Annotated in this window: 24 protein-coding genes and 1 riboswitch; of the genes, 5 read left to right on the top strand and 19 right to left on the bottom strand. The window is 31.0% G+C overall.

What is annotated here, in order from left to right; translation table 11 throughout:
- Genes ABV008_RS14910 through ABV008_RS14900 form a run of 3 tightly spaced genes read left to right on the top strand, consistent with a single transcriptional unit; the run spans position 1 to position 2,726 of the window.
- Positions 1-834, top strand: coding sequence for an ABC transporter ATP-binding protein (locus ABV008_RS14910; RefSeq protein WP_352420634.1), 834 nt, complete (start codon positions 1-3; stop codon positions 832-834).
- A gap of 12 nt (positions 835-846) precedes the next feature.
- A complete protein-coding gene (locus tag ABV008_RS14905) occupies positions 847-1,965 on the top strand; it encodes an ABC transporter substrate-binding protein (RefSeq protein WP_352420633.1) in 1,119 nt (372 codons plus the stop codon).
- Positions 1,966-1,979: 14 nt separating this feature from the next.
- On the top strand, positions 1,980-2,726 hold the full coding sequence (locus ABV008_RS14900; RefSeq protein ID WP_352420632.1) for a hypothetical protein: 747 nt from the start codon (positions 1,980-1,982) through the stop codon (positions 2,724-2,726).
- Positions 2,727-2,972: 246 nt separating this feature from the next.
- Here ABV008_RS14900 and ABV008_RS14895 read toward each other — a convergent pair whose 3' ends face one another.
- From ABV008_RS14895 to ABV008_RS14810, 18 genes are all read right to left on the bottom strand, one after another.
- Entirely contained in the window at positions 2,973-4,301 is a 1,329-nt protein-coding gene (locus tag ABV008_RS14895; protein WP_352420631.1) for an S-layer homology domain-containing protein, read from the bottom strand.
- A gap of 171 nt (positions 4,302-4,472) precedes the next feature.
- Complete coding sequence (locus tag ABV008_RS14890) at positions 4,473-5,648, bottom strand: DUF5305 domain-containing protein (protein WP_352420630.1); 1,176 nt, start codon at positions 5,646-5,648, stop codon at positions 4,473-4,475.
- 263 nt (positions 5,649-5,911) lie between these two features.
- Positions 5,912-6,661 carry a hypothetical protein gene (locus ABV008_RS14885; protein ID WP_352420629.1) on the bottom strand — a complete coding sequence of 250 codons (750 nt, stop codon included), beginning with the start codon at positions 6,659-6,661 and terminating at the stop codon, positions 5,912-5,914.
- Between the two features lie 79 nt (positions 6,662-6,740).
- The gene (locus ABV008_RS14880) at positions 6,741-7,235 is read right to left on the bottom strand and encodes a SipW-dependent-type signal peptide-containing protein (RefSeq protein ID WP_352420628.1); all 495 of its coding nucleotides are present in this window, start codon (positions 7,233-7,235) and stop codon (positions 6,741-6,743) included.
- 280 nt (positions 7,236-7,515) lie between these two features.
- Complete coding sequence (locus ABV008_RS14875; RefSeq protein WP_352420627.1) at positions 7,516-8,739, bottom strand: signal peptidase I; 1,224 nt, start codon at positions 8,737-8,739, stop codon at positions 7,516-7,518.
- 79 nt (positions 8,740-8,818) lie between these two features.
- The gene (locus ABV008_RS14870) at positions 8,819-9,427 is read right to left on the bottom strand and encodes a hypothetical protein (RefSeq protein ID WP_352420626.1); all 609 of its coding nucleotides are present in this window, start codon (positions 9,425-9,427) and stop codon (positions 8,819-8,821) included.
- Between the two features lie 54 nt (positions 9,428-9,481).
- Positions 9,482-10,171 carry a hypothetical protein gene (locus ABV008_RS14865; RefSeq protein WP_352420625.1) on the bottom strand — a complete coding sequence of 230 codons (690 nt, stop codon included), beginning with the start codon at positions 10,169-10,171 and terminating at the stop codon, positions 9,482-9,484.
- Positions 10,172-10,230: 59 nt separating this feature from the next.
- A complete protein-coding gene (locus ABV008_RS14860) occupies positions 10,231-10,848 on the bottom strand; it encodes a response regulator (protein WP_352420624.1) in 618 nt (205 codons plus the stop codon).
- Complete coding sequence (locus tag ABV008_RS14855; protein ID WP_352420623.1) at positions 10,845-12,080, bottom strand: sensor histidine kinase; 1,236 nt, start codon at positions 12,078-12,080, stop codon at positions 10,845-10,847. The genes ABV008_RS14860 and ABV008_RS14855 overlap by 4 nt, the downstream gene beginning before the upstream one ends.
- Positions 12,081-12,763: 683 nt before the next feature.
- A riboswitch (cyclic di-GMP riboswitch) is annotated at positions 12,764-12,847 on the bottom strand.
- 309 nt (positions 12,848-13,156) lie between these two features.
- The gene (locus ABV008_RS14850) at positions 13,157-14,257 is read right to left on the bottom strand and encodes a GerAB/ArcD/ProY family transporter (RefSeq protein WP_352420622.1); all 1,101 of its coding nucleotides are present in this window, start codon (positions 14,255-14,257) and stop codon (positions 13,157-13,159) included.
- Positions 14,258-14,390: 133 nt separating this feature from the next.
- Complete coding sequence (locus ABV008_RS14845) at positions 14,391-15,491, bottom strand: GerAB/ArcD/ProY family transporter (protein WP_352420621.1); 1,101 nt, start codon at positions 15,489-15,491, stop codon at positions 14,391-14,393.
- Positions 15,492-15,516: 25 nt separating this feature from the next.
- On the bottom strand, positions 15,517-15,747 hold the full coding sequence (locus tag ABV008_RS14840) for a hypothetical protein (protein ID WP_352420620.1): 231 nt from the start codon (positions 15,745-15,747) through the stop codon (positions 15,517-15,519).
- Between the two features lie 4 nt (positions 15,748-15,751).
- Positions 15,752-16,948 carry a Ger(x)C family spore germination protein gene (locus ABV008_RS14835; protein ID WP_352420619.1) on the bottom strand — a complete coding sequence of 399 codons (1,197 nt, stop codon included), beginning with the start codon at positions 16,946-16,948 and terminating at the stop codon, positions 15,752-15,754.
- Positions 16,949-16,966: 18 nt separating this feature from the next.
- Positions 16,967-18,514, bottom strand: coding sequence for a spore germination protein (locus tag ABV008_RS14830; protein WP_352420618.1), 1,548 nt, complete (start codon positions 18,512-18,514; stop codon positions 16,967-16,969).
- A 269-nt stretch (positions 18,515-18,783) separates the two neighbouring features.
- Positions 18,784-20,268: an amidase family protein gene (locus ABV008_RS14825; protein ID WP_352420709.1), complete on the bottom strand. Its 1,485-nt coding sequence runs from the start codon at positions 20,266-20,268 to the stop codon at positions 18,784-18,786.
- A gap of 208 nt (positions 20,269-20,476) precedes the next feature.
- Positions 20,477-21,979, bottom strand: coding sequence for a hypothetical protein (locus ABV008_RS14820; RefSeq protein ID WP_352420617.1), 1,503 nt, complete (start codon positions 21,977-21,979; stop codon positions 20,477-20,479).
- Positions 21,980-23,371 (bottom strand): HAMP domain-containing sensor histidine kinase, encoded by a 1,392-nt coding sequence (locus ABV008_RS14815; RefSeq protein WP_352420616.1) that lies wholly within the window; start codon positions 23,369-23,371, stop codon positions 21,980-21,982.
- Between the two features lies 1 nt (position 23,372).
- Positions 23,373-24,074 (bottom strand): response regulator transcription factor, encoded by a 702-nt coding sequence (locus ABV008_RS14810; RefSeq protein ID WP_352420615.1) that lies wholly within the window; start codon positions 24,072-24,074, stop codon positions 23,373-23,375.
- A 302-nt stretch (positions 24,075-24,376) separates the two neighbouring features.
- Between ABV008_RS14810 and ABV008_RS14805 the strand changes: the two genes are divergently transcribed.
- Both ABV008_RS14805 and ABV008_RS14800 read left to right on the top strand, forming a co-directional pair.
- A complete protein-coding gene (locus ABV008_RS14805; protein WP_352420614.1) occupies positions 24,377-24,745 on the top strand; it encodes a P-II family nitrogen regulator in 369 nt (122 codons plus the stop codon).
- 1 nt (position 24,746) lies between these two features.
- Positions 24,747-25,076 carry a P-II family nitrogen regulator gene (locus ABV008_RS14800; protein ID WP_352420613.1) on the top strand — a complete coding sequence of 110 codons (330 nt, stop codon included), beginning with the start codon at positions 24,747-24,749 and terminating at the stop codon, positions 25,074-25,076.
- Positions 25,077-25,198: 122 nt separating this feature from the next.
- On the opposite strand, the gene ABV008_RS14795 is transcribed toward ABV008_RS14800, so the two are convergent.
- Positions 25,199-25,456 carry a YkuS family protein gene (locus ABV008_RS14795; RefSeq protein ID WP_352420612.1) on the bottom strand — a complete coding sequence of 86 codons (258 nt, stop codon included), beginning with the start codon at positions 25,454-25,456 and terminating at the stop codon, positions 25,199-25,201.
- Between the last annotated feature and the right edge of the window lie 13 nt (positions 25,457-25,469).

Below are 25,469 nucleotides of genomic sequence, written 5' to 3'. Positions count from 1 at the left end.
ATGAGTGCATTTGCAATAGAAGTAAAAAATGCTTCCTTTAGATATGGTGAAAAAGAAATCTTTGAAAATATTAGTTTTTCTGTAAAGGCCGGTGAAATTTTTTGTATTCTTGGTCCTAATGGTTGTGGAAAAACTACGTTACTTGACTGTATTCTAGGAATTCTAAAGCTAAATAGCGGAGAAGTATTAATTAATCAGCTTTCTAAAAATAAGCTCAAACAAAAACAGTTAGCTGAGATAATGGCTTATGTCCCTCAAATACATGAAAGAACTTTTCCCTATACAGTAGAAGAAATAGTGTTAATGGGTCGTGCCCACAAAACAGACTTGTTCTCTTCTCCTACAAAAAAAGATAAAGAAATTGCTATGGAAGCCATGAAAAAGGTAGGCATAGAACAGCTATCTAAAAAGCCTTATACACAAATAAGTGGTGGTCAATGTCAACTAGTAATGATTGCTCGAGCTCTTGCTCAGCAGCCTAAGTTAATCATTATGGATGAACCCACCTCTCATCTTGATTTTAAGCATGAACTTATATTATTAGAAACTATAGTAGATTTGATAAAGGAAAAGAACATATCAATAATAATGGCAACTCATTTCCCTAATCAAGCCTACTATTTTGAAAATAACCATATTAACACTACTCTTGCATTAATGAATAATAGCTCCTTTGAAATAATAGGAAGTCCTGAAAAAGTACTTAACGAAGAAAATATCAGAAAAACATATAATGTAAATTCAAAGGTGATCATGTATGAAGTCAATAAAAAGCAAAAAATTAGACAAATTATGCCTTTATCCATTGATAGAAGAGATAGGTATCGATACTAGGAGGAATATTATATGATTTCATTCACTAGAAATAAAAAAACAGTAGCTCTTGTTTGTATATTAATATGTGTGTTCATTCTCCAAGGCTGTACTCCAAGAGAAATAGATAAAAATACTGTGAAAACTGGTACAGATAACAATACATATCCTGTGACTGTTGAAGATTATCTAGGTAGAAAAGTAACTATCTCAGAGCCAGTAAAGCGTATTGCTTGCGGATATGCCTATGTAGGCCATGTTACTACAATGCTTGATAGAGGAGAAGATATAGTAGCTGTAGTAGGTGGTTTGCAAAGAGACAAAATATTAACCTCCTTACATCCTCATATTAAAAACCTACCAGTCCCTTTTAGTGCTGGCGCAATTAATATTGAAGAATTACTGGCATGTAATCCAGATATTATTTTTATTAGGACCGAAGTTGCTCTTAACGAAAGTGAAGTCTCAAAGCTTGATAAAATAAATATACCTTATATAGTTATAGATTTTAATTCTATGGAAGAGCAAATGAAAAGTATTTTAACTATAGGCAAGGCTTTAGGTGCAGAAGAAAAGGCTATTAAATATATAGATTATTATAAAAAAGCTATATATGACACAAAGAAAATTTCTGACACAATTCCAGCAGAAGAAAAAGTAACCCTATATCATTCTGTTAATGAAGCAACACGCACAGATCAAGTAGATAGCTTACCTGCTGATTGGATTAATATAACAGGTGCAATCAATGTATCAGTAGGAGAAAAGCTAAAAACATTAGAAGAAAAGACCTTTGCTAGTTTAGAGCAAATATATTTGTGGGATCCAGACATTATTATTGCAAATGAAATCGGAGTACCTGAATACATCTTAACTAATGAGCAATGGGCTGCTTTAAGAGCAGTTAAAGAAAATAAAGTATATCAAATTCCAAACGGTATTTCTCGTTGGGGTCATCCTGGCTCCCTTGAAACACCCCTTGCAATAATATGGACTGCAAAGCTAATATATCCTCAGTACTTTGAACATATAGATATAATAAAGGAAACAAAAGAATATTATAGTTCGTTTTTTAACCTTGACTTAAGCGATGAAGAAATAAACAGAATATTATTAGGTGAAGGAATGAGAATACCCAAAAATATCAAATAGAAAAGGTGATAGGTATGAAAACTTTAGTGTGTATTGATGATACCGATAATCTAGAAAGCAGAGGAACCGGAAAATTAGCACAATTAATGATAGAGCATATTGAAAAAGAAAAGCTTGGAAATTGTTCATATATATCTAGACATCAGCTGTATGTTCATCCTGATATTCCATATACTTCTCATAATAGCTCCATGTGCTTTATGGTAGAAAATACTAAGGATTTAGCTGATTATTTGATATCTTACGGTTCAGATTTTCTAGTAAAAGAAAGTGCAGAAGGCTCTGACCCTGGACTTTGTGTAGTATCCTTAGAAAAGCTGAAAGACTACGATGCAATAATAGCCTATGGGCAAAGAGCAAAAAAAGAAGTTCTTACTAAAAAGCTTGCCTATGAAACAGCAAAAAGACTTGGTATACATCTTTCCGAGCATGGTGGAACAGGTCAAGGAGTAGTAGGTGCTTTAGCTGGAGTTGGTCTTCGTTTAAGCGGTAATGATGGACGTATTAAAGGAAAAATACATTTTGAAACTGAAAATGGTTTTTTAACTGCTAAGGAAATAAAGAAGCGTTCTAATATAGAGGTAATCCAAAGCTTAGACTATGAAGACATAGATGATAATGAACTGATAAAGCTAGGAGAAAAAGTAAAAGCAGTACTGCTATACAATAAACAGGTGTTACTAGTATATAAAAAATACGATGAAGAGATTCAGAAATATGTATGGCATTCATGTGAAAAAGAACATTATAAAAAATATTAATAAATACTCTTATCTCCTCATTTGTATTGATGTCCGGCTTTTGATTAGTACGAGCATATTATATTCTGTTTATGGTAAGATATAGCATTTTCAATTTTTGTGTGAAATGCTCATATTTAAAAATGCTATAGAAGTTGGTTAAAAAACTTCTATAGCATTTGATTGTCCTTTGGACTTATAATTTTTCTTAACAACAGCTTAAAGTGGGACAAGGTTCATATTTTCCTACCCACTAGTCTCAAACCATCATCTACCACTTTCTTGCAATTCTTTAGTATGTTCATCATGTAATCCCATGAGCTTGCAGATGATAGTAAAAGTTTCTCCTCTTGTTATGTTATTTTTGGGCTTATATGTATTATCTGGATAGCCTACGATTACTTTGCTTTCAAATCCTGCTTTTACACTTTCCTCTGCCCATTTAGAGATTTCATCTTTATCTTCAAAAGTTAATTCTAAACCTGTATCCTCTAGCTTTATTTCATAGGCTCTTGTTAAAACAGCAATCATTTCTTCTCTAGTAATATAATTATTCGCTCTAAACAACTTAAATGGATAGCCCTTGAATATTTTAGCCCTTGTTGTAGCTGTGATATATCCCTTAGCCCAACTTGGAATAGTATCTACATATTCTGTAGTAAATGAACTTTCTTCTGTTAATCCCAATGCCCTACCTATTAATACTGCAGCTTCAGCTCTGGTTATAAGCTTATCAGGAAGAACAGCTTCACGAACATAGATCTCTGGAGCTACTGTACCATTTCTATAATCTTCTATATTCATTGACTCATGAGGAAAACCAACTATAACTTTATGGTTTAGTAAAGTTATTATACAATCATGTGCCCAATGTGCTCCTATTATTTGTACAGGCTCAATTATAGCTTCTTTGTCATCCTTGTAGTCCTTATCATCATTATTATCATTCTCATCTATAATTGGATTTTCGTGAACATTTATATAAATTGGCATGGAGGCTATCACTGATTCTAGTTCTTCTCCTGTTTCTTCAACCATATGTAGCGTATATTTTAAGTCTATGGTTTCCCTTTTTTTTATAATAAAGCTATCCTTACTATCTAATGTAAACCCTCTATAGTTTTCATTATTTTGTTCATATAAAAAGTTTCTGAGACTTGTATAATCTACTAATGTTTTATTAAAGGAAAAAAATATTCCCTTCTCTATTTTGAGCTTAATATTATCTAAGAAAGAATTATAAACATCATTTCTTGGATAATTATTGTCTATTATTAATTCATCCTCTTTAATTCCTAGTCCTAAATTGCTAATCTTTATTTGACCAAATTGATTATTAATTCTAATGACTCCACTAACTCCACCGATTCCCTTTTCCGCATCTTCCACTGTACTTGGATATAGCAAACCATTATCAAATAGACTCCCTTCTTGTACGAAGTCACCATTGCTATTAATAGTAATAATAACATTAGGTTTTTTATCTATATTAGATGCAAAGGTTGACTGAACTAAATTAGTAGCAGCATAACCCACTGCTAATAAAACAACTAGAAATTGCAGTATCCTACTCAATATTTTCTTATTACCTTTCAATCTCTTCACCTCGTCAGTATTACATATACTTATCCACCATTATTGTATCCGTTTAATATTACATTTTCTCCATACATAAGGCTACTTTGTTGTACTACTTTTTAATGATTTAAATAGTACAAAGGAAGTATTATAAATAAAAAGTAGAGTCCTAATGGCTCTACTTTTAGATTAAGATTCTATTTTACTTTCTTCTTTTTTATCTTCTATAGATTTAGACTTAAACTCCTTTATTTTGTCCATAAGCTCTTCTACTTCATTAGATGCTTTCTTGTCTTGTTTCTCAGATTCCCCTGCGTTCAGCATACTATTTAAGTCTAGTATATAGATTTCTTCTTCATTAGTTACATAAAATTTATTTATCTCCTTATAATCAGGCCTATATTTATACATAATAGGCTTACCTACTTCGTCAGCAATCCTTACTAAGTCGTCTATGGATTTAACCATAACCGCACCTTCCAAGGTAACAGCTGGATTACTGTTCAAAGCTACTAGTCTATCTCCATGCTTTTTAAATATTTGTTTTAGAAGCTTCTCGTAAGGATCTTTAACAACTATAATAGCTTCTGTGAAGAATATTAATAAAGCTAATACTATAACTAATACTCCAAGAATGATTCCATAAAACATTACTTGATTTTTATTAACTGGTAATTGAACTTGTTTTGTTTCTTCTATAGCTCCCGGTTTTTCAATATTTGTATTACCACTTATTTGAAACATATTAGTATTAAGCGGTATCACTATACTAGGAGAGATGCTCTCTTCTATTTGATTGTTGTCTATACTTCCTTTGAGATTAATATTCATAATAACGTTTAGGTTAGTTTGACAGTTGATTTTAGTAGCTTCTGTAATTTGTTTAACAAAATCATTGTATTGATCAAGGCTTATATTTATTTCTTCTTTTATAGCTTTAGTTCTATCATTTATATTGAAGTTTTTTTGAGAAACTAATGTATAGTTTTTTTCCCATATGCTCATGACTTGTTCTTTCTCCATGTTAAAACCTTGAACCTTTGCTACTATGTCATATGTTCCTTCTATGTTAACAGCTCTATCCCCACTAAACTCATAGTTAAAGGTAGTCTTTATATAGTCTACGAACTCTGTTAGATAAATCATGCCTTCATCAAGTGAGTTAGTTGGGTATAACATATTTGGTTTTAGAAATATCTTGTAGTTGACAGTGCTTTTATTATTATAGCTGTATAGTGGAATCTTTTGTTCCTCGATGACTGGATAGTTTACTTCTTTGAATAATAAAAAAGAAATAAACCCAACTGATAATACTAAAATAGATATTAAGCCAATCTTAAGCTTTTTATTGATTTTTATCTTCATGCCCAACACTCCCATATTTATAGGTCTTTTGTACTATTTATTCTATAAAATATAAATATTTCCTGCATTTATTGTGCGACAAATTAGGTCGTAATGTTACAAATAATAAGTTAATGATTATTTCTATATTTAGTAGTCATATCTACTTTTAAGACAGCTTATATCTATTAACCGAATTTAATAAAAGCCCCTATGTATTATAGGAGCTTCCAGTATTGGAGTTATTCAATTGCTCTATAAATTATGTTACCATTCTTATAATACTACTTATTAAACTGCTTAAATGAGAATGTTAAATCAAATTGTTGGGATGATAAGTTTTGCAAGTCATTTCCTGTACTATATGGAAGATGATAAATCAAACAATTATTAGATTCAGGATCATATCCAGGGACAGCATTTGCTATAGCCTGCTTGATTTCATCTAGATTTTCAGGTAGATTATGATAATCCGCTCTAGGTACATCAAATAAAATATTGTCTCCTATCTTAATATTCCAACCTTTCATTCCATCTAGTACAGTTTCTAGTTCACTAAGTTTAATATCTATAATTGGTATAAAATTCTCTACCCAGTCTACGTCGCCAAGTATAGGTACTTTTTTCTTTGTCAAATGGGTTACAAAACCGCTTACTCTTAAATTTTCATCAAGCAAGTCATTGGTTTTGCTCAAATCAACTGTTACATCCTCTACTATTGCTGGAATTGTTCCAACATTCTTAGCTCTCAAGTCGTATAGAAAAGTAGTTCCAGGATATAAGCCATCTACAGTTACAGATACTGTATTGGTATCTTGATCCACTTCTGTAAATCCAAAATAATCATCCTCCAAGAGCAAATTATCAAAGCTACCAAAAATAGGATGAATGACATCTGATTGAAATTCAATTGCTAACTTACCTGTTGCTACTACATTATCTATTTGTAATTGTTCTTGCCAAGCCGCATAACCAGCTCCCATCAATATGACTGCAATTACAAGAGAAAGTGTTAAAAGCTTTGTTTTTTTCATCCCCTTACTCTCCTTTTATATTTATTTCTATTATATAATGAGCAGAATTTTTCCTGCTCATTATATATTTTTCCACTTCTTAATTCCATTGATTATAATTTGTTGTTATAGTAAAAGTAGCAGATAAATCTTCATTATAATCCTCTGGTGCATCGTCTCCTACTACCATTGTAACAGTAATAGTACCATCTTCCCCAACTGCTAATTCATCAGCTTCTGCAAAATTAGTTGTTACAGTTAACCATTCTGGTGCATTAGTTACTATAGCATCAGCAGCATGAACTACTGGTATAGTACTATTGTTTTTAACATTAATTGTAGCAACTGCTATTGCACCAGGATAAAGATTAGTTACTGTTATTGTTGCTTGTTGTTCTAATGCCTCTACCTCTTCTGTACGGTTGTTTAAATTATCTGTAGTTACATTTACTGAGCCACTAGTCATATCAACGTCAACGTTACCTGTTGATACCTTATTGGTGATCACTAATGTTTCATTCCATGCTGCATACCCTGCACCCATTAACATTACTGCTACCGCAAGTGCCAATGCTAAAAATTTTGTTCTTTTCATTTTATAACCTCTCCTTTTTTATATGTATTATTTGAGCATTTTTAAAGCCCTTTCACATATGATTATAGACCCCTTATACTTTCATTACTCCATTCAAAAGTGTACTTTTGCCTTATAATTTAGTGGTGATATACTAGTGCGAACGTCCTATATGTCTACTACTTTTGTGCTATACGAATGAGATTCTTCATTTTACTTCGTTTCATTCAGAATGACATGAACCCTGACTTTTTTAATGACATAAAAATAGCAGGATATTAAACCCTGCAATACAATCATATTAAAATTCTATCTCATCTAATGGTATATCTTTATCACTCTTTATTAAAAGTGTAGGCCAGCCTATTTTAGGTACAGTATATACAACTATTCCTTTTATATCCTGTGGCTTTACTAATTCTATATCAACACCTGAGTTGTTATCTCCTTTTGTTCTAAAACTCATACCTTCTTTCTCGTCACTTATAATCTCTATGATTCTGTGAGATATTAATACACTATCTCTTTTAAACTGTATTACGTCTCCAACCTTTAGAACATTAATTCCTTTCATATCAACTATTTTCTTTACTAAAATAACATCTCCAGGCTTTATCATCGGTTCCATGCTTCCAGTGGCTATTACTGACGGATATATAGGAAAAACACCCACTGCAAACCAAATAATTGCTATAGATACTATACTTGTGAGCATCCAGCTAAGTGGACTTTCTTTATCTTTATCTTTTTCTTTTATTTTCATTTGTTTAGACTCATTTTGATAAATTGCCTGCAATGACATCATAAAAAAAACTGGACAAAGTATTCCTATTAATGCAGTAGTTATCCATTTTAAGTCTGGAAGTATTGGTGAAAACCAATGAAAGCCTTGTATGATGCCAAGATATATGATAGATGCTGCAGGTCCTCCTATATATACTAAATAAGATGCAAATAGGTTTTGTGCAAACCCTGGTGCAAAGTATTGAGCTATAAATTGTACTAAACCCTCAAGGTCTTTTATATTAGTATACTGATTAATAGAGAAGTCTATAATAGTCATAAATAAAGCAACTAATATAAATACTAGATATTTTTCTTTTTTAGTAAAGCTATTCACTAGATAACTTCTTATGAATTCTCTACCTACTAGTGCAGAACCTACAAATATTATATTAGTCAGAATTCCTGTCAATGAATGATTATATGGGCTCTTACCTAATGCATCAATAAATCCTGCAAATATTGAAACAACTATATATATAATGGCAAAATTTATTGTCCAGAAGTAAATAGTACTTCTTAACTTTAGTAGCCCCTTAGATCTCACATGTGGAAAGATCAAAACTAAACAAGCTAACCCAATCCACAGTATTGGCCTTATTATATAGTTAAATATAGTGCTGTCTATAAATGATGTAATATGAGAGTTTTCTAATATGTATATACAAATTACTAATCCAATTAAAATAAAACACTTTTTAATCGAATATCTTGTTGGCAAAAATTCTTGTTTTATAACCATACTTGTCCCCCATTTGTATATAATTTAAACAAAGGCTTCCATAAAGCCATTGAGGCTATAGAAACCTTTACTAAGATACCTAATTATTATTAATATCTTCTTCAGTGTCACTATCCTGTTCATTTTGATCGTTTACAATATCATCTGTAGCAGTAATAGTATTATCTTCTATATCTGATTCATCTGTAGATGATCCAACATTTATATCTTCAACTGTAGTCTCTTCAATAATAGTTTCTTCGTTACTTTCATCATCTTCTATTATATTAGGTTCACTATTTTCATTTTCTTCAAATTCAATTTCTTCTTGACCCTCAGGTGGTGTAGTGTTTTCTATATCCTCTGGCTCCTCGTATTCACTACTTGGGCTAGTATTATCTGTCTCTGTTGGCTCTACTGTTCCTGGTGTTTCTATCACTTCTGGTGTTTGTTGCTGCTGGATTTCTGCAAAGGCTAGCTCATGTAATCTTTGCAGTTCATCTAATTTCGCGTTCAGTTGTTGACTTTGATTTTCTAATGACCTTTGCTCATTGGATAAAGCTTCTTCTAATGCCGCAATAACCTCAGGATCTTCTCTAAGCGTCAAATTCCCTTCTATGTTTAACTCTTCCGTCCACAATCCATAGCCTGCAGTCATAATAATAAAACTAGTTGTTAAGCTTATAAGAATAACTATTACTTTTCTCAACTTTATTCCCCCATAAATTACATTGTATGAGTTGTCGTATAAATCTCAATTACATTAATGAATTTGTATATATTGAATACTATGATTAAATGAATGCTGCTCGTTTATACTATTTGCCTCATTTATTAACTTTTCTAAAGCACTAATTGTCTCTTGATGCTTATTAATTGAACTTTCAAGGCTTTGAATTTCCTCCTGACAATTCATAATGTCTGCTAGATAGCTACTATCTTGATAGTCCTGAATATCACTATCAGAAGTTGTAACTCGATAAGTTTGAATACGATTTTCGTGTTGCTCCGTGTCGTAAGCATATAGTGGTGTTGGTTCTCTATCAGATTGTATATTAATCATAAACTCCTCATCTGATAGTTCCTGTAAATTGCTTATGCCAGTATTAAATGACATGGTTCTAACTGCCTTATTGTTATTCAAAACAACAGGTATACTACCTTCGTTTTTAACACCTATGCTTATATCAATAATAGAGCTTGGATAATAAATTCCTTCTATGAATAACTTCTTCTTATCCTCTGATAAAGTTGTCTTTACTTCACCATTTTCTGATACAGTTGATACACTATCAAATCCCGGGTCAATATCACCTGTTGTTATGGAGACATTCATATTATGAGTCTCTTCCCACATTGCATAGCCTAATCCTATAAAGTTCAGTGCAACTATTGCTGAAATATATAAAATCGAACTGCTCCTGAATCTTTTTCTAGTTTTTCTTCTTCGCAATTATATCACGCTCCCACCACTTAAAACTTAATTTAAGTTGCTATACTTATTAAATATTGTCAAAAATTAGCTAAATTATTCATTAATAATGCAGCTTGAGTTCTGTGAGTCAATTCTAGCTTTGATAGTATATTACTTACATGCTTCTTTACGGTATGTTCTGATATAAATAAATTCTTTGCTATCTCATAATTACTTAGTCCTTTGCCTAGCTCTATAAGTACATCCTGTTCTCTAGGCGTTAATTCATCTAAATATGTATTTTCTGAAGCATTTGTTACTTCATATTTAATAACCTCTGAATCAATAAACCGTTTACCCCTTAAGACTACATGTAATGCATATAATATATCTTCTGCAAAAGCTTCTTTAAGTATGTATCCATCTACACCTATTTCTTTAGCTCTTATATAATCTTCCTTTTTTATAGATGAAGTAAGAATAACAAATTTGGTTTTAGCTCCATCTTTTCTAGAACTTGATACTATTTCTAATCCATCTTTATTACCTAAATTAAGATCTACTATAGCTAGAGTAGGTTTTTCAGTTTGTATTATCTTAATTGCTTCCTCTACATTAGAAGCTTCTAGTATCCTCTCTATGTTCTCCTCAAAAGACAAGGTAGATGATATCCCTTTTCTCACCAATGGATGGTCGTCAACAATGAGTATTTTCATACAATAGCTTCCTTTCCTTTTACTATTAAAACATTATTAGGTACCGAAACTTCTATTTCAGTACCAATACCTAACTTACTATCAATCTTTATTTCTCCACATAAAGACTCTGTCATTTGATATAGATTCTGAATACCTAATCCCTTTGCATTACTTTCACTTACTTTGTCTAAATCAAATCCCTTGCCATTATCAATTATGATCAATGTAATATTGTGTGAATCTATCTTTAAGCTTACTTCTATCACCTCTGCTTTTCCATGGCGAATTGCATTTCCTATTCCTTCACATATCATTCTATGCAAGGCTTTCTTTTGTTTACATGATAAAAGTTCATCGCTTCCTACGATACTAAACGGAATAATAACATTGTTTAATTTTTTAATATCCTCAATATATCTTTTAATATCCATAGCAAAACTACTAGATCCTGATTTCTTCCAGCTAAGACTGTATATTTTAGCCCTCAACTCTTTCATTACAGTATCTGTTGTTTTTCTAATAAGGTTTAGCTCTTTTTGTATCTCTTCTAAGGAATATTTATCTAACTTTTTCATTAGTGAGAATACCCCACAAGACATGCTAAAAAGCCTTTGAAGTACACTATCATGTATTTCATTTGCGATCCTATTCTGCTCTTCTGTAATTAATAATCTTTCGTTTATCTCTTCCAAATAGAATCTTTCAAAGGCTATTGATATTAATTCGGATAAAAACTGGAGTTGATGCATATTATTCTTATAAATAATATTTTCTTTACTATTAGTTGCTTCAAAGCCTAATATGCCATAATCTTTGTAGGCAGATTTTACTGGTATTATTTTAAATCTTGTATTTAATACATGCATTTCCACAGGTTCTTTATATTCAAGTATTTTTTTTAAATCCTTTGTTATAATCTCCTCTAGGAATTTTAGTAAATCATTATTGCCATCTAAAGTTACTTTATTATAATCTGATGATAAATCATAATAAAATACAGTATTACTTCTAGTAATCTTTTTAGCATATTCAAATAATAATTTTATTAGACCTTCTTTATTTCCTTGATTAGTTAAAATATTAACCGACTGGTATAGTGCCATTATATGGTCAACCGATTCTAAAATTATTTTATTAGCCGATTCTAATTGAATGTTAACTTCTTCAAGTTTCCTGTTTTTATACTTAATTTTTTTTACATATATAGACCATACTTGAACCGCTGCAGTAATCATTAAGAAACTAAGCATAAGATTGGATTCCTCATTTAAAAATTTTGGTATATCCAAGTCAATGTCATTACCAAAATAAACTATTATGCTGGAAGTCAATATGTAAGCTAAAATGTTAATCCAACAATATCTTTTCTTTAAAAATAATGAGCTTATCAAGATAGTGTTGAGGGTGTACCAAATAAATGGACTATTAACCCCTCCTGATGGTATTAATAGGATTGAATTACCTATAGTTTCTATAAAAATTAAAATCATAATATTTTTATTTGACTTCTCATATACAAGATAGAGATATGATAACATTACAGCTGATATAGCGAGACAACATATTATAAATATTTTTTTCTCAATTGAATGTTCAGGATGATTTAAAAAATAGAATGCAGAAGTAACAAATAAAGATATGTATCTATATATGAATAAAATTTGTGATTCTTCTAATCTTTTTCTTAAGAAGGAGAAATTTTTTGTTAAGATTTTTAGTATCAAAGCTGGCCCTCCTTTTTGTATAGTATATTGATTTATTATGTCTAGACTTTTATAAATATGTCTTTTTACCTCCAAAATCCAAAGCAATAATAGAATAAAACATAGTATCCATTAAATAGAAATATATCCAATTAATCAAGAAGTATACAATCATTTTAAACTCACATACTATAAGTTATTTTTGAAAAATAATAAAAAACCAGCCAAATATTATAGCTGGTCGGTTGCACCATTTACTCCATACATTCCAGGTGCCCATATACAGAATGTATTTCATAGTACCCTTATTTAATTATTTATTAAAATTATATCAATCACATAAAATGAAAAATGTAAAATCCTGTTTCTCATTTACAGATTTACTACTGTTTTTAATTACAAAAATTACCCTTAAATCTTAGCATATGTCCTATTTCTATAAGTTTTTCTTAAAAATAACGCGCAAACTAAGCATTTTTTGACGATTTAAGTAAAAGCCACTAAAAGTTTACCTCTCCACTTGAATCTAAATCTAGTATATTTTCTTCTTGATAAATTTGAAGCCTTCATTTAGTATCAACCTAAGTTATCAGAAATAAAAAATACTATATACCAGATAATTTTTAGCTACTATTTTGTTTTTTCTTTTTTATCAATCCTACAGTTAATAGAATCAAAGGAAGCAACAAGCCCATAATAAATATAAGAGACGCCCATGTAAATGAGTCCCACTTTTTTTGATAAGCTACATCAGGATAAGCAATAAAAGATAATCCTAATGCAAGAATACCTAGGGCTGTAGTTATATATTTATAATTCTTAAGACCAAATATATGAGATAGACCTTTTAAAGTTGTATACATATAGAGAAAGGTTCTATAAAAAATTGAAACTATCCATATTACAGCGATTATTGGCTCCAATCTTTGAAAAAACTGTAGCACATTAACCTTTTTTGCTAGCAAATAAGTAGGAAACTGTGATTGTGAAGTAGTCTTGTAACTCAATACAAGTAAACAAAACAGCACGGTAATAAATATAATAAATCCACCTATAATGTATCCTATAAAAAAAGACTTTTTATAATCTTTTAGGCTATTAGTCCATGTTGATGGTATGGTCAATAATATAATTAACGGAAGACATAGTATAGTTATTTCAAATATTGATGAACTTAGTATAGGCTTTACTCCATATTCAAAAAGCGGTTGTAAATTTTCATATTTTGATTGAGGTGAAACTAGTAAGATTACTAAAACAAATAGCAAAACAATCACTGGAAAAATAAGTTCAGAAGAGCGTGCCATAGTCTCTAATCCTAGTCTTGCTCCGTATATTATTACAACTAAGTATATAATATGTATTGCATAAATAGGAGTATCAACTAAAATATGAGTTGTCATAAAATTCCCAACATACCAAGTTAATTGTGATACTGAAATAAGTGATACAAAAATAATAAAAATAGTAGCAATCATACCAACCCATTTTCCAAGTACAATTTCAATAATTTCAAAAATATTTTTATTTGGATATAAACTAACGATATTCATATATAACCATATTACTATAATACCTATTCCCATGCTTATGAGAGGTACCATCCATGCATCGTTCTTTGCCCTACTAGCTACAGCTGCAGGAGTAACTAAAATAGTTGTACCTATTGTAAAAACAGCAATAATAATTGTTAATTGTCTGCTACTTATTTTAGTCTTTTCCATAGAGGTATACTTCCTTTCCTTTTCTATTCCTCCTGTTTATATTCTAAAAACAAATTATATTACAACTAATTAGGCCATAAAACATAGTTCATCTCAAAATAATCTATAGAGTCTTTTCTAAAAAATTATTTAATTACTTATTTTTATTTGTTTTCTTTTTTATCAATCCTAAAATTAATAAAACTAAAGGAAGCAACAACCCTACAATTAGTATAATAGTCACCCATATTGTTGCATCCCATTCCCCTTGATAGGCTTTATTAGGAAAAGCAATAATAGACAATCCTAATGTAAGTATTCCTAAAGGTGTAGTTATGAATTTATAATCCTTAAGACTAAATATGTGAGATAACCCAATTAAAGATATATACATATAAAAAGATGTTCTGTAAAAAATCGAAACTATCCATATTATGGCAATTATCGGTTCCAATCTTTGAAAGAAATCTAGTGCATTAACTTTTTTGGCTAGTATATAAGTTGGGAACCGTTGCAATGAAGTTATTTCAAAGCCTAATACAAGTAGACTAAATAAGGTTGTTATAACTATAACCACTCCACCTATTATATATCCCATAATAAAGTTCTTTCTATAGTCACTTACAGGATTCACCCATGTAGAAGGAATAGCTAATAATATGATTAATGGAAGACAAAGTATGGTTATTTTTAATAATACCGTACTTAGTATAGGCTTTATTCCATGTTCAAAAAAAGGCAGAATGTTTTCATATTTTGATTGAGGTGAGACTAGTAAAATTACTAAGATAAATAAAAAAATAATCACTGGAAAAACAATTTCAGCAGAGCGTGATATAGTCTCCATCCCAAGTCTTGCTCCGTATACAATCACAGCTATGTATATAATATGTGTAGCATAAATAGGGATATCGGTCAGAATTTGGACACTAAGAAAGTTCCCAACATACCAAACTGTATGTGTCACTGTAATAAAAAAAACAACAATTAAAAAAATGTTGACAAGCATACCAAGGATTTTTCCGAGAATAATCTCATTTATTTCGAAGATATTTTTATTTGGATATAAGCTTACTATAGACGTATATAGCCATATCACTAGAACACCTACTCCTATGCTTATGATAGGCACCATCCATGCATCATTTTTTGCTCTACTAGCCACAATTCCCGGAGTAATTAAAATAGAGGTACCTATTGTAAAAATAGCTACAATAATCATAAACTGTCTGCTGCTAATTTTAGTCTTTTCCATAGCTACAATACTTCCTTTCCTTATACTATAGTATCCTTGACAATAAGCTATTTAGAGGGCTAAAAATTTTCTCAATAATAATTGAAGGACTTGTAACATTTATACCTAAACTTAAAAGTGAAAGTAGTCCCAACCCTGTCACGAGAAGAAATATATATAATATTATTTCTTTATTTAGATTTTGCCTTCTCATCTTTGGTACTTCTAAAGCTGATATTATGACCCCAATAATAATAAAACCCAATGTTTTTACCATAACACTACTCCATTTCTTCCTTTGTAGGTAAATTAATGATTGTTCCAGTTTCTTTAATATCAACATTAACAGTAATCTTTACTGGTATGCTGTCAAACTCATTACTCCAATCTTCTTTTAATTCCCTCCAAATCTTGGGGTAAGTTCTATGTATAGCTTCTCCAAATCCAAAAATATCTGTTTTTAATTCATTTTGAGCTTTTTTTATAGAACTTTTACATAAATATTCAATTTTTTCTTCTGCTAGTTTTTCTATTTTATTTATACTATCTACATTAGCCAGATCTGTTTGTATCTGCAGCTCTTCTATATTAGCTTCTACTTTAATATTCACATTTATTACTGGTGCACCATCAGATATCTCTGCCTTAATCTTAGATTTTGTTTTCTTTACTTCAATAGCTATTATCCCTTCCCCTAATCCTTCTAACGATTCAACAGTGCCTTCAATTTTACCAACAATATATGAATATCCTTTACTTTCATCTTCATCAAGCCAACCTATAAGCTTATCTTTTTTGAATGCAGCTATGTATTGCAATCTCAGCACATTAGGTGGAGATGTTTTTTCTAGACTTTTTGCTTCTTCTCCTTTTTTTTCATCACCTAATTCTAAAACCCCTGCTAATACAAGACTTTGTCCCTCTAAGCTTAATATTCTGACAAGCTCATCTAGTTGAACATCTGTAGTAGTCCCCCAAATTTTCCTAGACACCCCTACAAATTCATGTATATGATTTGCAGGTACCTTCTCTATGGGAGTTAAAGTATTCAATATGTTATATGCTGTATTATTCTTTGCAACTAGAACATAAAAATCTGTCCGAAATTCATGCTCCCTTGAAATAAAATCTATAACCTTATTAATACCATCCCTAGCAACTTCCTCTCCAAACACTAATACTTGTATATGAGATACATATATTTTCCTAGACGTCTCTCTAGACATCCTACGAAAAGCTTCAAAAATAGTTGTGGCAGTTGCTGTGTAAACAGTTATAGGTGATTGGCCTTTGGAATATCTTGAAGAAATTTCACTTGGAATAATAATCTGTGCAGTTACTCTATATCCGTTCTCTGCTTTATCTATTCCAATAGCTGCTGCTATTGCAAGCTTATCTATTTCGTTGCTACTTCCACAGCTACATAAGATTATATTTAGCAATATAATTATTATAAAAAAAATAATTCTTCTATTCATAGTATCTCTCCTAGTATTTTACTGTTTTTTTCTAGGCTTATGTGGAGCATCCTTACCTTGTCTTCTTAAATTCTTTTTACTAATGTCTCTAGGTCTAAATATCATACTCCATATTGGAAATCTGAAAATACTATCCTTCATTTCGTCACCGATAAATGGAGATAAAGGTGATGTATAGGGTACTCCAAAGGACCTAAGGCTACATAAATGTAGTATTAAGGCTATTAGGCCCATAGCTATACCGTAGAGCCCAAAAGTAGTAGCTAAAATAATAAAAACAAAACGCAGTATTCTTGCAGATAAAGCCATACTATTATTGGGAGTAGTAAAGCTGCTTATGGCTGTTAATGAAACAATAATAACAACAAAAGCTGATATAATCCCTGCTTCTACAGCAGCCTGCCCAATAACAAGAACACCTACTATGGATATAGTTGAACCAACTGCCCTAGGCATTCGTAAGCTAGATTCTCTTATAATCTCAAAAGCAACTTCCATAATTATGATTTCAATAAACACGGGAAAAGGAACACCTTCACGTTGTGCTGCTATACTAATAAGTAATGGAGTAGGTATCATTTCCTGATGAAAAGTAGTCATGGCTATATAAAAAGCTGGAACAAGCATAGTTAAGAAATAGGAAAAATATCTTAATATACGAATAAGTGAGCTAGTAAAAAAGTAATTATGATAATCCTCATTAGCTTGAAAAAATTGAATAAATAAAGCAGGAACTATTAGTACAAATGGAGAGCCATTTACAATAATTGCAACTCTACCTTCTAACAAACCAGCTACTACAGTATCAGGCCTTTCTGTACTAAATACAGTAGGAAATGGTGTATATGTATCGTCTTGTATTAGTTCCTCGATATTACCGCTGTCAATTATGCCGTCTATGTCAATTCTCTCCAAGCGAATACGTACTTCTTTAACTATTTTTTCATCTACGATTCCTTTTATATACATCATATTTATATCTGTTTTCGTAGTTCTGCCAATGGAATATGTTTCTATTCTTAGGTTCTTATCTTTGATTCTTTTCCGAATAAGAGAAGTATTTATGTCAATATTTTCTATAAAACCCTCTTTAGAGCCTCGAATAGCTGGTTCTGTTGTAGGCTTTTCAACTTGTCTGCCTTCGATATAACTAGTATTTATTGCTATGGATCTTTCATAGCCTTCTTGCATTATAAGAGTGAAGCCCGATAAAATCTTTAGTATTAAGGATTCGAATTCATATATTTCTTCAGTCTTTCCAGCAAATAAAGGAAAAGATATCAGGTGATCAAGTAGATTTCTTTTCGAACTAATAGAACTATTCTGATTTATAATACTATTTGCTATTTCAAGCAAAAAGTCTTGGATAAAGTTTTTATCTACTAGCCCCTCTATATAAATTAACGCAAACCTTATACTAGAATTTTTATTTAGGTTAAATTCCCTAATAACTAAATCCTTACTTTCTCCTATTTCCTCTTTAATGTACCTGATGTTGGCTTCAAGGCTTTTATTAATACTTGAAGTATAGTTATTATCTCCTCTACTATTTTGCTTGTATGTCATTTGGCTATAGCCCCTTTAATCTTTTTTAAAAATCATATGCTCGTTAATGTTAGTTTTTTCATAATTCGTTAATTATATTCAAAAATAAAAACAACCATACTTTTAATAATACTAGTAAGGTTGTCTATATCTAATTTGAACTTATATAAATTTTTATTCTAAATGTTAGGCCTCTGCACTCCTAACTAATGTCTCAGCTCTTGCCACGACAAAATTTAAAGTTGTGGAGTATCCCTAAAGGGAGATATAATTGATTTTATTCTTTTACCCTATTTCAAACAAGGTGTGCTAACAGGAATCTTTCTAAAATGCGTTGCTTGTTCAAAAGCATATGCAATTTCGATTAACTTTGCTTCATCCCATTCTCTACACAAAATCTCTAGTCCTACTGGAACTCCAATAGGTGCTGAATCTGTTGGTTTTGTGAAGCCAGCAGGTACTACACAAGAAGGGAAACCTGTTACCGAGCCTATTACTCCATTTCTTTCAGCTTGTGGCTCTCCTACCTTTACTACTGGTCTTTTTTGATGAGGATAAACTATTGCATCTAAATCGTATTTTGCCATAAGCTTCATGACAAGGTCCCTAAGCTCCATTCTTTTAATAAGGCGCTCATTATATGCAGGAGTATTTATGTCTAAAGTTTCTGCAAACTTAATATTTTCTTCTATTCCCTCATGATATTTACCTGAAGCTATGACTTCTGCAAGAGAGTTTACTTTAGCACGTGAGCCTAAATCCTGTAAGTATATATTTAAATGAGCCTTTAAATCATAAAGATGTACGCTTACTTCTTTAACAAGCTTATCTGCATCTATATTTTCTTCAATCGGTACTAAAGTAGCTCCATTTTTCTTCATTTCTTCTAGGCTGTTGTTAACAACATGGTTCACTTCTTGATGTATATCCTTCTTTCCAAAAAAGCTATTTAATACTCCTATTCTCTTTCCCTTTAATCCTTCTTTATTCAAGAATGCCGTATATGTTTCTGGAATATGTCCTATAGACCATGCTGTTTGAGAATCGGCAGGATCGTATCCAGCTATTACGTCTAACACTTTAGCTGCATCTTCTACTGTTCGCATAATAGGGCCAGCAGTGTCTTGGGTAAATGAGTAAGGTACTATACCATCTCTACTAACTAATCCAACAGTTGGTCTAAGTCCTACTAAGCTACATGCTGAAGCAGGAGAACGTACTGAGTTAATAGTATCAGTTCCTATTCCTATAATACCAAAGTTAGCAGAAATACCTGCTCCTGTACCACCACTAGAACCACCTGGTGTTCTAGTTAAATCATATGGATTTAAAGTCTGACCTAAAATGGAGCTAGCTGTTTCACCCCATACTGCGAATTCATGTAAGTTTACTTTTGCAATTATAATAGCTCCTGCTTCCTTTAACTTCTTAGTAATGAAGGCATCATCCTCTGGAACTACTCCCTCCAAGCTAAGTGATCCTGCTGTGGTTGGCATATCTCCTGTATCTACATTATCCTTTAACAATACTGGTATTCCATGAAGTGAGCCAACAAATCCTGATTCTTTAAATTTCTTGTCTAGCTCGTCTGCTATTTCTAGAGCCTTTGGATTTATCATAATTACAGAATTAAGTGAAGGTCCTTTTTTGTCGTATGCTTCTATTCGTTTAATATACATTTCTACTAGCTGGCGACAAGTTAATTCTCCTCTTTTCATTGCAGTGTGAACTGATGAAATTGTCGCTTCTTCTAAAATAAAACCTTTTTTCTCCATACTCACAATATCACCTACTAAATAAATTTTTATTTCTATGTTAATAAAAACGTTTACATTTCGCCTTATACCTATTATACATTTATATCTCCTATATAATCATTGTTATTTGAATACAAAAAAGATGTTGTAGTCTTATGAGTTTTCCATAAGTAAAAAACCTTCTAGATTTTCTCCAAAAGGTCGTAAAAGGTCCAATTAATGTTTGCTAATCTTTTTCATTAAAATTATTTAAAGTCTCAGTCCAATTCTCTACATAATCTCCTGTAGCCCATTCAGCCATTATTACAGCTTCATTATCTTTTAAATCTATCCTCTTTAAAGGTGCTTTCCCTATTTCACCTTTTTCAATTCCATAGACCATTATTTCTTTTCTTGTAAAAACAAGGACTATATCTCTATTAGGAGAAGTAAATGCATCAATTGCTTCTGGCACTCTATTCTTTATATTAGTCCAAGGAATGTTTAGGTCATCATAGAATACCAGCTTATAAGGTGGAATAATATTAATATTATAATCTGCAAAATGGAATCCATCATCGAACATATAATTTATTCTTCCCTTAAAAACCCAATGTCCCATTTTTCTCTCTAGACCAAAGCTATCTAAGAATTTTTCTTTATTTATAAGGTCGCTTTCTTTAATTTTTAGTTTATCAGTTATTTTTTCTATTCCAAGCTTTAAAGATGAAAAGTCCTCTTCTCCAGAAATATCAGTAAACTTAACGTTTTTTTTGCTAGAAAGACTATCTATAGGCAAAATGTTAAGAGTATTTTCATACCACTTCTTACCGTTATGCTCATAGCTTCCATTTCCCACTGCTTCAATAGAAACATAGTCATTACCAATATAATCAATGCGCTTATGAATCTGTCCTAGTTTTCCTAGCCAGTTTAAATAATCAATTTGTAGTTCCTTTACTTCATCTATATTATCCGTAGAAATATTGTAAGCAAATAAAAAGTCTTCTATTCTTTCAGATTCAATATTTCTTTTTGTTTCTATTTTCCAAAATCCACTTCTTCTTGGAAATATTATTCCTTCTGTTTCCAAAACAGGATTTAATATTTTGTTATTTGACGAAATCCATATGGTTCTATAGGAATATTTATTAGAATCATTAGAGCGTAAGCCTAATAAGACACCAGAACGAGTGAGAGAATCCTCCTTATAGGTTAAAAGATTGTAGCTATTAGTATCATTTTGATTCTCTTGTGCTTTTAGACTAGTTTCTACTTCATTATATATCTTTTTTAAGTGAAAACTATAATTGTTAATGCTCAAGATTAATTCATCTTCATTAATTCTAATAATTTCGCAAAAGTATTTGTCCTTATCTATTACTGTTATAACCTCTATCTCAGCATCAGGAATATCAAAGTTTTTCAAAAATGGCTTATGATTATATAACATATAATCTTTTCCATTTACTTGTTTAACTTGATACCTAGGACTCTCCAAATAATAATCCCCTAATGACATATATCCCTCTGAAAATTCAAGGGTTTTCTCCTTCCATTCTTTATCATTGGGATTTTCAGTGTTTAAATTTCCTTCAACTACTTTTATTATCTCCCAAGTCCCTGAAACAGGAGAATAGTTGTTTTTGGGAGATGAAATTCTATCAGTTGATTCGGTAGGTAAAATAGCACATCCTGACATTATTAAAGTGCTTAGTATGATTAAAATAAAAAATCTAATTCTTCTCATTTACTCACGCTCCTGCAAAGGGAGTGTAATTATTACTTCAGTCCCTTTATTACACTGACTCTTTATCTCTAAACTTCCATTCATCAAGTTGACTATTTCATCGCATATAGATAATCCAATTCCATTTTTAGATTTACTTGTTTTACCCTTATAAAACTTTTCTTTAATCCTTGGCAGCTCTTCTTTAGGTATTCCACAGCCTGTATCCTTTATATAAAAAATGTAATTAGGATACTCATACTTAGTTTCAAATATGACTTCCCCTCCAGATAAAGTAAAGTTAAAGGCATTATCTAATATGTTTATGAACACTTGCTTTAATCTGTTTCCGTCAGAATAAGTCTTTGGCAAGTTATCTTCATAAGATACATGAAAGTCAATTTGATCTCTTATAGCCCTTGGAGTCAGTTGTTTCTTGATATGTTCTATAATGTCTACTACATTAACTAGCTCCCTTTCAAGAATAATTTTACCTGATACGAATTTTGAAAAGTCAAGTAACTCCTCTACCATGAAAGTAAGCCTATCGCTTTCTTTCTCAATTATATCAAGTCCATCTGCTAGAATTTCTTTTGTTTCATATCCTTGTTTTAATGTAATAGCCCACCCCTTTATAGAAGTAAGTGGAGTTCTCAATTCATGGGAAACAGAAGAAATAAAGTCAGTTTTAAGCTGTTCTCTTTTCAAAATCTCATCTGACATATAGTTTAATGTATCAGAAAGCTTTCCTATTTCATCATCATATTTTTTCATGCTTTTGGTTTTAAAATCTCCTAATGCCATTTTCTCAGCTGCAGTAGTTACTTCTTTTAATGGCCCAATTATTGAATTAGCAAATAAAATGCTTACAAAGCCTGAAATTAAAACTACTACTAATCCAAGCCATAAAAAGACTGATGCTATTTCTTTGATATCACTATTTACTTCTCTTAATGAAGTAATAAACCGTAAAACTCCAACAATATTATCTCTTGATTTAAGAGGATATGAAATAGCCATAACCTGTTCACTATCATAGTCAACCTTTCCAATCCATTTGCCCTTCTGTCCGTTAAGTGCCTTATTTACGTCCTCCATCTTTGTGTCATCAAAAGATGTAACTCCTATGGAATCCATTATAATATTCCCACCTAAGTCAATAATCTGAACTTGAGCTGTAGTTTGTCTCCAAAAAGTATCTACATTATTTAATACATTTTCATAGAGAGTAGCATCTGAAAAATATTGATAGTAAAGGTCAGAAGACATCTTTATTTGATTATATAAATTATCTTCTAAATTCTTATAATAGTTTTGCTTTACAGTATTGATTAGAAATATCTCTAGTGTTACAACTGTAATTATTATGATAAACATGAAATAAATAACTAATCTCTTTTTAATACTCTTCATGTTATTTCTCTCCTCGCAACCTATATCCCACTCCCCATACAGTTTCAATTATTTTAGGATTAGAAGGGTCGTCCTCAATTTTTTCTCTAATTCTCCTAACATTTACATCTACAATTTTTATATCACCAAAGTAGTTTTTACCCCAGACTAAATCCAATATTTCATGCCTGCTCAATGCCTTGTCAGGATTTTGAAAGAACATCTCCATAATTGCAAATTCTGTAGGAGTAAGTTCTATTTCTTCTCCTTTTCTATAGAATCTTTGAGCATCTTTGTCAATTTCCATGTCCAATAAACTAAGTCTTTGTTCCAATGGTTTTCTTACATTATGAATTTTTCTTAGATTTGCATTTATTCTTGCAATTAACTCCATAGGATTAAAAGGCTTTACCATATAATCATCTGCTCCAATTTCAAGGCCACTTATTTTATCAGTATCTTGACCCTTTGCAGTTAGCATTATGATAACCATATTTGATGATTTACTACGTAAATAACTACATAGTGTAAAACCGTCAATCCCAGGTAGCATTACATCTAAGATTGCTACCATCGGTTTAAATTCGTTAATTATCTCTAATGCCATTTCACTAGATTCTGCCTCCATCACTTCAAAGCCAGCCCTGTTTAGATTAAGTGCAATAAATCTTCTAATAGAAGCCTCATCCTCGACTACTAGTACTCTTGTTTTTATTTCATCCACAATTATCACTCCAGAATTGTATCTTTCTAATTATAATTATACCTTGAATGTTTTTATCATGTAACCATTTTTCAAATGTAATAATTCCCTTTTGTTTTTCTCATACCTACTTAATTTCAAATGTTCTATGATATTATGATAAACCTTTGTGTATTTTAAAGCTTTACAAAAAAGTTACGATTTATCTTTACTAGATAGCTTTGTATGAAATATTGATTTATGCTAATAAATTAAATATAATAATATATGTTAGGAGTCACTCATTCTTCGGTTTTACTTACTTAGTGGGAAGGAGAGAATTTATGATATTAGATAATATTGATGAAAAAAAATATAGTCTTATTATTACTATAGTTAAAAAAAACTTAGGACAAAATATTATAGACATATCAAAGAATTCAGGTGCAGAAGGTGGAACCGTAATTTTAGGTAGGGGAATAGCAGAGCAAAATATTTACCTTGATATTTTAGGAACTGATTTTGACCCAAATAAGGAAATAATTCTCACTTTAGTTAAAGAGGAAGATGTTGACAATGTAATAAGTACAATTTCTAATGAAGCCAACCTAAGTAATCCAGGCAATGGAATTGCTTTTGTAATAGATGTAAAAAATCACCGTGGTATTGCCCATTTACTAGAAAAATGGACAATCAAGAATGGGGGGATTTAGGATGGATGATAATAAATTCGATTTAATCATAACTATAGTTAACAAAGGATATTCATCTGATGTAATAAATGCTGCAAAATCAGCAAGAGCTGAAGGTGGTACTGTCATTAGTGGCAGAGGTTCTGGAATACATGAAGTTGCGAAACTATTTGGTTTTCTTATGGAACCAGAAAAAGAAATAGTATTAACACTTGTAGATGCAAGAAAAACAGAAGAAATATTAAATGCAATTTCTGATAAAGTAGGTATTGATAAACCAGGTAAAGGTATTGCCTTTGTCATTGACGTTAAAAAGACTGTAGGATTAAGCAGCTATCTTAATAACAATTAATATTTTACTTTAACAGTTAAAGCCTGCATTGCTTATGTAAAGTCAGTTTGCAGGCTTTTGGATTTTATAAGAAGAAGGATTGAGCAAATTGTTGATACTTCTTCTTATTTATAGATTAAACCTTATTTAATTTGCCTATCAATCAAATTTTTAACTTCTTGCGGAGTTAACCCATCTGCATTTACTACCGGAGTTTTAGTTTCTGTTGTACTATGCCCCATCATATCTGTATCCAATCCTGCAGTTACTATAACATCTAGTCCATCTAGCTTTGAAAGGTTTTCTTTTATTGAACCACTTAATTCTTCTACAGAATAACCTTCATTAGTCAAAAATTCTGCAACATTACTTAATCCTTTTTCTATACCAACTTTTTTCACAAATATCACCTCA

It is taken from the genome of Proteiniborus sp. (genome assembly GCF_040308045.1).
Classification (GTDB): domain Bacteria; phylum Bacillota; class Clostridia; order Tissierellales; family Proteiniboraceae; genus Proteiniborus.
The sequence above is the reverse complement of the archived record's forward strand: the minus strand, read 5'-3'. Positions and strand labels throughout refer to the sequence as shown.